The organism is Actinomadura sp. NPDC048032 (assembly GCF_040653175.1).
GTDB classification, from domain to species: domain Bacteria; phylum Actinomycetota; class Actinomycetes; order Streptosporangiales; family Streptosporangiaceae; genus Spirillospora; species Spirillospora verrucosospora.
Map to the genome: position 1 here is coordinate 1 of NZ_JBEZJP010000035.1, position 10,984 is coordinate 10,984.

The 10,984-nt window shown below is 73.3% G+C and carries 5 protein-coding genes; all 5 read right to left on the minus strand.

What is annotated here, in order from left to right; all coding sequences use genetic code 11:
• Nucleotides 1–98 precede the first annotated feature (98 nt).
• Complete coding sequence (locus AB0C69_RS07695) at nt 99–2,576, minus strand: type IV secretion system protein (protein ID WP_360351093.1); 2,478 nt, start codon at nt 2,574–2,576, stop codon at nt 99–101.
• Complete coding sequence (locus AB0C69_RS07700; protein ID WP_360351096.1) at nt 2,573–5,062, minus strand: ATP-binding protein; 2,490 nt, start codon at nt 5,060–5,062, stop codon at nt 2,573–2,575. The genes AB0C69_RS07695 and AB0C69_RS07700 overlap by 4 nt, the downstream gene beginning before the upstream one ends.
• Before the next feature lie 166 nt (nt 5,063–5,228).
• Nucleotides 5,229–8,108 (minus strand): TcpE family conjugal transfer membrane protein, encoded by a 2,880-nt coding sequence (locus AB0C69_RS07705; RefSeq protein ID WP_360351099.1) that lies wholly within the window; start codon nt 8,106–8,108, stop codon nt 5,229–5,231.
• 316 nt (nt 8,109–8,424) lie between these two features.
• Nucleotides 8,425–9,441: a conjugal transfer protein gene (locus tag AB0C69_RS07710; protein ID WP_360351102.1), complete on the minus strand. Its 1,017-nt coding sequence runs from the start codon at nt 9,439–9,441 to the stop codon at nt 8,425–8,427.
• Nucleotides 9,442–9,884: 443 nt separating this feature from the next.
• On the minus strand, nt 9,885–10,976 hold the full coding sequence (ychF, locus tag AB0C69_RS07715; protein WP_345177010.1) for a redox-regulated ATPase YchF: 1,092 nt from the start codon (nt 10,974–10,976) through the stop codon (nt 9,885–9,887).
• Between the last annotated feature and the right edge of the window lie 8 nt (nt 10,977–10,984).

Genomic DNA, 10,984 nt, shown 5'->3' on the forward strand with positions numbered 1-10,984 from the left:
GCCCGAGGGGGAGGCCACCGTCAGGTAGACGCCGACCGCCGTGAGCAGGACGACGAGCCCCGCGAACAGCAGCTTGCGCCGCCGGTCGTTCAGGTTCATCACTCGTCCCGGTCCGACTCACCCGACCGGCGGTCGACCGGACGCAGCCAGAACGGGATCGGCGGGCTCGCGTTGGAGCCGCCCCTGCCCCACAGCGGCGGGGGCTCCTGCCGCCCGCCCGGCTCGGGACGCGAGGGCTTCGCGCCGCCACCGCCGCCGCGGCCGCGCTGCCGGGGGACGTTCCCGGACCCGCCGCCCGAACCGCCGTTGCCGCCGCCGAACCAGCCGCTGCCGCCGCCGGAACCGCCACCGGAACCGCCGGAACCACCCGAGCCGCCGCCCGAGCGCCCGCGACCGCGAGCGGCGGAGCCGGACGAGCGTCCACCGCCGCCGAACCAGCCGCCGCCACCGCCGGAACCACCCGAACCGCCACCGGAACCACCGGAACCACCGCCACCGCCGGAACCGCCGGAGCCGCCGCCCGAACCGCCGCTGCCGCCCGAACCGCCGCCACCGGAGACGCCGCCGCCGGTGCCGCCGCGGCCCGTCCAGGACGTCGGGCGGACGGTGCCCTTGCCGCTCCCGCCCCCGCCTCCGGCGTCCTCACCGTCGCCCTTCGCGACGGTGACGCCGCCGGGCCTGACGGCGGCGGCCCTGGCGCCGTCCGTGCGGCGGTCGCCGAGCGCGCCCGCCCTGGTCGGCAGGTTCAGCGGAGGAGCGCCGCGCCTGGACCGCCCCTGGGCCGCCGCAGCGCCCGCGCCGCGCGGCTTGGCCGCGAGCACCGGCGCGTCCTCGGGCGACTGCTCCGTGCCCGCGCCGGGCGACGACCGGTCGGCCGCGGCCACCGTGCCCGCCACGACGCCGCCCGTCACGCCGCCGGCGAGGGCGGCCGCCATCGCCGGGTCGTTCTTGGCCTTGCGGAACATCTGGTAGGCGGCCACCGGCGGCATCGCCTCGGTGCTCTTGCGGGCCGCCGCGACCGACTTGTCGAGTTCCGCCTCGCCCTTGCCCCGTGCCCCGACCGCCGAGTAGCCGACGGCGGAGAACAGGTGCTGGAACGGCTTGCGGTACACGAACGCCGCGAACGTCACGAGTGCGATCAGCACCACCTGCAGGCCCCACGGCAGCGTCTCGCCGAGGATCAGGCTGTAGGCCCACAGCAGCAGCGAGAGCACGCCGATGAGCGCGGCCTGCTTCAGCAGCATGGACAGCAGCAGTTCGAGCCAGCGGATGGCGACGACGCGTCCGACGCCCGGATGGATGCCGATCCCGAGGAAGATCGGCCCCGCCACGAGCAGCAGCAGGAACGCGATCTTGACGACGATCAGCGCGAGCGCGATGACCAGGATGAGCAGGCCCGCGACCAGCGCCGCGAACAGCGCGATGAGCGACACCCCGAGGCGGTTCTGCCAGTCCTTGCCCTGGAAGAGCGCGTAGTTCTGGGGATGGTTGTCGTGGATGTCCTTCGTGACGTCCTTGTAGGCGTCGGACTTCTTCCCCAGGTCGACCTTGTTCGTGCCGTACGTCTCCGGGAGGTCGACCGCCTGCGACCAGAGCAGCTTGTCGGCGTTCTGCTTGATGATCTTCGCGTTGGGGTCGCTGGTGCCGAACTCGCCCTGGAGCCACGGCTTGCAGACCAGCGCCACCCACAGCGCGTTGGCGTTGCGGGACGTCGCGTCGATGTCCTTCGACGTCGCCGGGTCGGGCTTGCCCTCGGGGACGGGAACGCACGTCCCGCCCTTGGTATCGCTCGGTGGCAGCGCCGCGCTGAACGCGGCGCTGGTCGCCTCCGACACCTTCGTCCCGAGCGTGGTGAAGTCCGAGGGCCGCGTGATCAGCCAGGTGAGCGCCACCATCGCGGCGACCATCCAGATCACGCCCTCGCTGACCTTGCTCGCCCGCCTGCGGACCAGGCCCCACCAGGCCAGCCAGATCGCGCCGAGGATGATCACCCACGACCAGTAGCGGGCGTTGAACGTCTTGCCGACGTTGGTGATGACCCCGTCGACGGTGTCCTTCAGCCAGCTCAGCAGCGACTCCGACGCGGCCGCCTGGTAGACGCTGATCGTCGTCCGGTCGATCGTCCGGACGAGGGTGAACACGGTGTTCGCGATCGCGTTGCCCATCATGGACATCGCGTCCGAGCAGCCCATGTCGACCGCGTACCAGGTCTGCCCGGCGGTGCCGTACCGGTCGTAGTACGTGAGCTTCTCGACCGGCGTCTTCTTCAGCTTCTCGTCCGGGTAGTCGGGCGGCTTGATCATGCCGTCCGTCCCGGATCCGTACTGCTCGGGCGCGGGATGGTCGGCCGGGCTGCACGCGTCGTTCAGCGGGTTCGGCAGCTGCGGGACCGACGCGGACGCCGGCGACAGCGGCCCCAGCATGAACAGCGCCATGACGACCAGCAGCAGCACCGAGCGGCGCGTGCGCGGCGCGCGGCGGCGCCGGGGACGCCGCGGGCGCCGCAGGGCCTTGCGGTCGAGCCCTTCGCCGGGCGAGCGCTGCAGGCGCGCCGCCCCCTCGCGGGACCCCATCATCGGGAGACCTCCTCGACCTCGGCCCCCGCGGCGGTGAGTTCGGACGTGCCCGGACGGGACCGGGTCGGGTTGGTGTCCAGCCAACGCTGCAGTTCCTCGGAGATCAGGTCGACGCCGATGCGCCCCGCTCGGCCGTCGAGGTCACGGAAGATGCATTCGCCGTTGCCGAGGTTGCGCAGCACGGCCTTGTGCTCGTCGGACGCCTCGACCCCGAGTAGGGACATGACGTTGCCGACCTCGACCCGCTCGGTGGAGCGGAACGAGAACACCGAGGACAGGCAGTTCGTCACCTGTTCGTTCAGCAGGTCTCCCGCGTTCTGGGAGACCAGGATCAGCGCGGTGTTGCGCGAGCGTCCCATCCGCGACACCTCGGGCACCAGCTTGGCGCCCTCCGGCGTCGAGGTGATCGCCCACGCCTCGTCCAGGAAGATGGCCTTCGGGAGCCGCCGTTCGAGGCCGTGCATCAGCCGCCGCGCGAACTGCGACACCAGGTACATCAGCGCGACCGACAGCCGCTGCTCGTAGGAGTAGTCCTCCCGCGGGATCGTGACGTCCGGCAGGGTGAGCCCGCCGAGCGTGAACACGGTCGTCCAGCCGGCGCTGTCGATGCGCTCGCCGCCGGACGGGTCGAAGCACAGCCGCGCGAGCCGCATCTCCGACATCGACCGCAGCACCGCGCCGAGGTTCTTGGACGCCGGGTCGTCGGCGCCTTCCAGGTAGTCGACGACGCGGCCGAGCGAGGGCCGCTCGGCGTTGGCGACCGCGCCGACCGCCTGGATCATCGCGGACTCGCGCTCCTCCGACATCCGCGGCAGCAGCAGCCGCAGCGTCTCGGTCGCCATCATCTTCTTGGTGGCGAGGTCGTCGCCGAAGGAGAACGGGTCGAGCAGGCCCGGCGCCGCCGAGCCGAGCGGCAGGATGCGCGCCCTCCTGCCCCGCGCCTTGAGCAGCTCCACGAGCGACTCGGCGTCGCCCTTCGGGTCGATCGCGGCGATCGTGACGCCGCGCAGCGCCATCTGGTAGATCAGCAGCAGCGCGAGCGTGGTCTTGCCGCCGCCGGGCTCCCCGGTGATCGCCACGGCCGTCGGCCGGTTGCGCGCCGCGGCGACGAGCGGGTCGAAGTGCACGATGGCGCGGGCCCGGCCGAGCGTCTCGCCGATGTAGGGGCCGACCCAGCCCCCGCCCTCGTCGTCGGTGCGGTCGCCGAGGTCGACGGTCGCGACCGGCATGCCGCCCGCGATGGTGCGCAGCGGCTGGCGCTGCGCGTAGGCGTTCAGCCGGATCTGGTCGCCGGGCAGCGACTCCAGGAACAGGGAGAACTGGTCGCCGGTCGAGTTGACGACGTCGATGCCGATGTCGCGGTAGTGCTCGACGACGGCGTCCACGCGCTGCGCGAGCAGCTCCTCGGTCGGCGCCGACACGATCAGCCGGTGCCACCCGTACACGAACGGCAGCCGCTCCTTGGTGATGCCGTGCTCCAGCATCCGGGCGGCGTCGATCTGCTCCGCGAGCGCGATCGGCGCCTCCGCGCCCGCCTCCCGGATGTGCTGGTCCATGTCGCGGGCGTGCGCGAGCTTGCGCGAGACGTCCTTGGACGCCTTCGCCGGCGGGATCAGCTTCATCCGCGCGCTGATCTCGACGGGGAACGGCAGCGCGTCGGCGTAGTGGAGCCAGGGCTCGCCGTCAGGGAACGGCATCATGTCGGGGAACCGCGCGAACGACAGGTACGCGACGTACGACGCGGCCGTGGCGCCGCCGCCCGCCCCGGTGAAGTTCGGCTGCTCGATCCGCAGGTACGAGCGCCCGTTGTGGATGGCGCCCTCCACCAGCGACTCGATCTCGCCCTTGCCCCACGCCCGGCGCGGGACGGCGGACGGCGGCGGATCGGCCAGCGCCCCCGTCACCGCGTGCTGGAACAGCCACGCGACCTCGGTGGAGGTGGCGTGCCTGGCGTAGAGGGCCGACCCGCCGAGCGCGCGGCCGATCCGGTCGGCCTGCTCGGTCCAGCGCGCGATCTCCTTCTTGTCGACCGCGTCGTCGTGCACGCCGAGGACGCTCTCGCTGCGCTTGTAGGCCCTGAGGAGCTGCGACAGGACGCCGCCCGACAGCTGCGCGCCCATGCCGCGCTGGCCGAGCCGCACCCCGAGGTAGACCTCCTTGGTCCAGAAGTCCTTGGCCCACACGTGGGCGTAGGTCTCCTCCAGGTACTCCCGCCACCCGGGGCCGCCGTCGGACGTCCGGTCCAGCGCCAGCGCCCACCCCGCCGCCGGATACGTCCGGTGCCCGATCCGCAGATGGACCTCGGCGTCCTGCATGCGGATGCCGGCCAGCGCGATGGTGATGTTGGTGGCGAGCGCCTCGCGCTCCTCACCGGTCGTGAACTCGTAGGACACCGTGGGGAGCCGGAAGTACGCCCACGCGGCGCTGTCGGTCAGCAGGACGCGGTCGTCGAAGTACCGAACGGCCAGTCGGCTCGACTTGCTCATGCCGTCCTCCCGACGCCGGTTCCGATCAACGATTCTCTCCACCGCCGGGCGGCCGCACAGGGCTGCCCGGGAGAGTGTTCGCCATCCGGACGGTCATGAACGTCAGGCGCGTCCGCCAGCAATGCCCGGTCCACTTCGGTCTCCGCTCGATGCCCGCGAGGGGCGCTCATCGGGTGGCCTCCTGCTCCTGCTGAAGCTCCTGGTAACGCTCGGGCATGACGGTGAAGCCGCCGGCCACGACGCCGGCGAGGGCAAGATAGGCACGCCGCGTGGGCGTGCGCAACGACTTCAGCTCGTTGCGCGGCGCGCGGTCCATACTCAGGTGATCATCCCACGGGATGCGCACCAGCGCCCGGCAGCGGCCCCGAGCCACGGCCTCGGCCTGCTCGACGTCGTCCATGCTGCGGCGGCTCACCCCGTTGATGACCGTCACCGCGCGGGACCGCAGCTCCTCGTAGCCGTGGCCGTCCAACCACTCGAACGTCATCGCGACGGCGCGGGGCGCGTCGGCGCTCGCCGGCGCGACGAGGACGATCTGGTCGGCGTAGGGCAGGACGCGCGCCACCACGGCGGCGGCCGCGTCCAGCAGCGTCACCGAGTAGAACTTGTCGAGGGTGCGGATGGCGAGCGCGTAGTCGCGGTCGTCGAGCGCCTGCAGCGGGTTCTTGCCCGCCGCGATGACGTCGAGGCCGGACTTGGCCTGCGAGGTGTACCGGCGCATCGCGGTGAGGCTGGAGACCTGGTCGGCGCGCGTGATGAGGCCGGTCAGCGTCTCGTTGGTGTCGCTGCGGGTGCGCCGCGCGAGCGCGCCCGGCCCGGGGTTCACGTCGATCGCCACGACCGGCTCGCCGTTGTGCTGCGCGAACGTGTGCCCCAGCATCAGCGCCGTGACGGTCTGCCCGGCGCCGCCGGTGCAGCCGAGCACGACGACGTGCCGCGTCCCGTGGAACGGCTGCTGGATCCGCTGCTGGTAGTCGGCGTCGACCTCGCCGTGCCCGCCGCCGACCGCGTGGATGAGCCGGCGCAGCCCGCCGGACGTCACCTCGTGCTCGGGACCGGGCGGCGTGATCGCCGGCCCCGACGGCGGGGGCGCCGGAGGCGGCGGCAGCGGCCGCGGCCGGACGGGCGACGCGGGCTGCGACCGCACCTCCCGCGGCGGCGCCTCCTCCTCCACCGGACGCGGCGGCTCCACGGGCGGCACGTCCTGCGCGGGCGGCGCCACCGGCTCGGGAACGTCCGGACGCTGCGGCTTGGACAGCCCCTTGGACCAGGGCCTGGGCGGCTCCCGCAGGACCCCCGGCTGCTCGGGGGGCGCGGCGGGACGCACCGGCGGCGCGCTCGCCTGCTCCGCCGACGCGGCGGGCATCTCGGGCCGCGGAGCCTCCGACGGCGCGGGCGGCCGCTGCACGGTCCACCCGGGCACCACCGGCGGCCGCCCCACCTGCCCACCCCCCTGCTCCGGCAGTACGGGAGGACGCTCCGGCAACGCACGGAGCCCCTCCCCCTGCGCAGCAGGACGCTCGGGAAGTGCGGGGGGACGCTCCCCCTGCGCGGCGGGCCGCTCCGTCTGCGCGGCAGGACGCTCCCCTTGCGCGGCGGGACGCTCGGGAAGTGCGGGGGGACGCTCCCCATGCGCGGCAGGACGCTCTGGCAGGGCGGTGGGACGCTCGCCCGCCGTGGCAGGGCGCTCCGACAGCGCGGGGGGACGTTCGCCTTGTGCGGCGGGCAGCTCGGGCAGCGCGGCAGGGGGCTCCCCCTGCGTGGCGGGGCGCTCGGGGGGCTGGGGCGGTTGTGCTTCGGCGTGTTCCGGTGCGGCGGGGTGTTCTGTGGGTGTGGGGCGCACCGGCTCCGGGGCGCGGTGCTGGGGGGGCTGGGCGCCGAAGGCGCCGGGGACCGTGGGGATGTCGGGGCGGGTCGCGGCTGGGGCCGCCGGGTGCGGGGTGCGCGTGCCGGCGACCTTCGTGTCGCCGGGCTCTCCGTTGAACGTCTGCCTCACGCGGACGCGCTCGCCGTCGGCGTCGCGGGCCTGCTCGGGCTCGGCGGGGGGCTGCCGCGTGACGCCGTCGCCCGGTTCAGCGGGGCGGGTCCACTGGACGCCCGGCGGCGCGGGGGGCTGCTCGTCGTCGTGCCGGGGCGGCTCGGGGGCGCCCGCGATCTCCTCGGCGGCCCTGCGGACGTCGGGGCGGGACTGCTGGGGGACGTCGGGCCGGGTGTCGCCGGCCGGGACGGCCTGCCAGAACTCGGCCTGCTCGCCCGGGCGGCGGACGCCGGAGGCCAGGGCGCGCTTGCCGGAGCCGGGGGGCGAGGCCGGCGGAGGGACCTCCAGCCGCGGCGTCGCCGGGGGCTGCTCGGCGCCGGCGGGAAGGGGCAGGACGTCGTCCTCGTGCGAGATGTCGCGGGTGGTGCGGCGCCACGCCCTGGGCGGGACGAGGGGCTCGGGCGCGGCGGGCGGGGGGACGACGGGCTCCGAGGCGGCGGGGAGCGGGGTGGCGGGGACGGGCTCGCGCTGGGCCGCGTAGTCGACCAGGGACGGGGGCGCGGAGGCGGCCGCGGGGCGCGGGACCAGGACGGGGGTCGTGGCGGGGGCCGGGGCGGGTTCCGGCTCGGCCGCGCGCCTGCGGGCGCGGCGGCGGGTCTTGATGGCGGCGCGTTCCATCGCGGCGGCGGGGGCGGGGCTCCCGGTGCGCCGCCAGACGCGGGCCACGATGACGACCTCGCGGGGCTCCTGGATGGGGGTGAGGCGGCACCAGGTGCGGGGCTCGGCGAGGTAGCGGCCCTGCGAGAGCAGCAGCTCGGTGAGCCGCTTGCCCTCGATGACGGGGCGGGTCGCCAGCCAGGTGAGCACGCCCGGCGGGACGATGTAGAGCACGTGCCAGGGGGACGCGAAGGGGATCCCGACGACCCGGAGCAGCACGATCCACGGCACGAACACGCCGAGGAAGACGCCGATCTGGACCAGCGGCAGCGGCATCGGAAGCCGCAGGTCGTACAGCTTGTAGAGCCGCTTCTCGATGCGCCAGATGTTCGTGTACGTGGGTAGATCCACGCCCCTACTCCCCTAACTGCGCGAGCACCGTGCCGCCTGCCGACCTCCGCCCGAGGTCAGGCGTCCACGCCTGAGGCCCCGGCGATCGCCTAGGCCGTGGTCTCGATGATGTTCGGTACGTGGAGGACCACTCCGATCCCGATCGCCGGGCAGATGGATCGCGCGGACCGCGTGAGGTCGCGGGTGAGCCGGAGGAGAAGCGGCGCGCCGATCAGGGGGAACGGCGGGCCGGGAATCCCGCGCGGCCGTTCGGCGCGCCGGGATTTCCCGAGGCCGGCGGACGGTTCGGGGGGCGTGTTGATCACTTCGCGGCCTCTCATGATGCGTCCGGTTGCGTGGTGCCACGAATGTCCTGGACGAGCCAGGTCGTTCCCTTCTTCACCATGGCGAGCTGGTAGCTCTGCTCGAGCTCACCGCCGCCGCCGCCGGCGGGCTGCCACACCACGGTCGCGGTGACGGTGCGCGAGCCCCCGGGGCCCTTCGGCGCGACGACCTCCTTGACCTGGACGAAGACGACGGTCCTGGCCAGGCCCGCGATCGTCGTCCCGTTGGAGAACCGGGACAGGGCCGCCTGGTTGCCGTTCGCGTACTCCGTGAAGAAGGTGCTGAGGAAGGGCTGGAGTTCGGTTTCGAGCGCGGTGTCGCGGTCCTGGACCCCGTCCCCTGGAAGCTGCGCCTTGGTCGGAGGGGGCAGCAGGGCGGGACGGGCGGAGACGACCAGCGAGCCGCTCCGGTCGGCGTACACGGGGACGGCGAGGCGGAGCCAGCGGTCGGCGGTCCGGGCCAGGAGGATCACGGTGGCGTTGCTGGCGTCGCGGGCGTCGACGCCGGCGACCTGGACGGACTGCACCTGCATCTTGCCGACGCCGTTCCAGCCGTACTGGGCGTCGGCGCCGTCGGGCAGGAAGGTCCGCAGCTGCGCCTCGCGGGCGGGCGCGGTCTTCTGGTCGAAGTTGAGGTAGACGTTGGCGAACTGGAGGGCGAACGCGCCCGCGGCGCTGGTGGGGAACCCGGCGCCCTTCGGGGCCTTGGACTCGGTGCCGCCCGCGCTGGGCGTGTCGTCGGCGGTGAAGCGCTCGAACGGGGCGCGGATGCCGTTGACGAGGATGACGAGGATGAGGGCCCACAGCACGGCGCGGCCGACCCAGACCCACCAGCGCCCGCCGGATCCGCCCCAGCGGCCGCCGCCGCGCGAGCCGCCGCCGGACCCCCGGCGGCCGCGCTCGGGCAGGTCCCACGGGTCGGCGGACGCCGCGAGCGCCCGGCCGGGCGCCGCGGTCTCCTCGACTACGGCGGTGTCACGGCCGCGTCCCACGGCCGACCTGCGAGCCATCCTGCCTCCGCTCGCGCCTCGCCCCCGGTCGGCGCGGTCCTGTTGCCTGGTCATGTCCGGTGGCTTTTCCGAACCCACCTCGGGCCCAGGGTAACCACGGGCGTCAATTGTTCCAGCGCATCCCAGCGAAACACAGCCCCGGCACGCGGTTGCGGATAATGCAATCCACCTCAGCAGGAACGGGGAGGATTGCCAAACGGTGACGTTCTCCTACCTGGGGCTCCGAACGGTGCGCAAGCCTCGTCAGCGGACAAGCGGGATGCTTTCGACGTCGCTTGGTCACGGGATGGCGACGGCGCCCGCAATCCGTTCCCGCCGAAATAACCGACACGAAGTCGAAAATGCGACACCTTGCACCAAAACGGCCAGCTCATCCGGCACGTCCGCCGCACCGGCACCGCGTGTCGCCAAAATCACACCGGTCGCGGCCCCGCCGGGCGCGGTCAGACGTTGAAGCGGAACTCCACGACGTCGCCGTCCTGCATGACGTAGTCCTTGCCCTCCATGCGCACCTTGCCGGCGGTGCGCGCGGCGGCCATCGAGCCCGCGGCGGTCAGGTCGTCGAAGGAGACGATCTCGGCCTTGATGAAGCCGCGCTGGAAGTCGGTGTGGATGACGCCCGCGGCCTCCGGCGCGGTGGCGCCCTTGGGGATCGTCCAGGCGCGCGACTCCTTGGGCCCCGCCGTCAGGTAGGTCTGGAGGCCGAGGGTGGCGAACCCGATGCGGACGAGCTGCGACAGGCCGGACTCCTCCTGCCCCATGCCCTGGAGCAGTTCGAGCGCCTCGTCGTCGGGCAGCTCGATCAGCTCCGCCTCGATCTTGGCGTCCAGGAAGATCGCCTCGGCGGGGGCGACGAGGGTGCGCAGGCGCTCGCGCAGGGCCTCGTCGGTCAGCTCGCTCTCGTCCAGGTTGAAGACGTAGAGGAACGGCTTGGCGGTGAGCAGGTGCAGCTCGCGCAGGAGCTCCAGGTCGATCCCGGCCTGCTCGGCCCCCGCGAACAGCGTGACGCCGTCGTTCAGGAGCTTCTGCGCGGCGTTGACGGCGTCGACGACGGCGAGCTTGTCCTTGTCCTTCTTGGTCCGGGCCTCCTTGTCGAGGCGCGGCAGCGCCTTCTCGATCGTCTGGAGGTCGGCCAGGATCAGCTCGGTGTTGATCGTCTCGATGTCGCGGGACGGGGCGACGTCGCCGTCCACGTGCGTGACGTCCGGGTCCTCGAACGCCCGGATGACCTGGCAGATCGCGTTGGTCTCCCGGATGTTGGCGAGGAACTTGTTGCCGAGCCCCTGCCCTTCCGAGGCGCCCTTGACGATGCCCGCGATGTCGACGAACTCCATCGTCGCCGGGATGACCTTCTGCGAGCCGAACAGCTCGGCGAGGACGGTCAGCCGCGGGTCGGGCACCCCGACCACGCCGACGTTGGGGTCGATGGTCGCGAACGGGTAGTTGGCGGCCAGCGCGTCGTTCTTGGTCAGCGCGTTGAAGAGCGTCGACTTGCCGACGTTGGGCAGCCCGACGATTCCGATGGAGAGGCTCACGGCCGTCA

Coding starts and splice junctions, on each gene's coding strand:
- AB0C69_RS07695 (WP_360351093.1), bottom strand. CDS start 2,576: ATGATGGGGTCCCGCGAGGGGGCGGCGCGCCTGCAGCGCTCGCCCGGC.
- AB0C69_RS07700 (WP_360351096.1), bottom strand. CDS start 5,062: ATGAGCAAGTCGAGCCGACTGGCCGTTCGGTACTTCGACGACCGCGTC.
- AB0C69_RS07710 (WP_360351102.1), bottom strand. CDS start 9,441: ATGGCTCGCAGGTCGGCCGTGGGACGCGGCCGTGACACCGCCGTAGTC.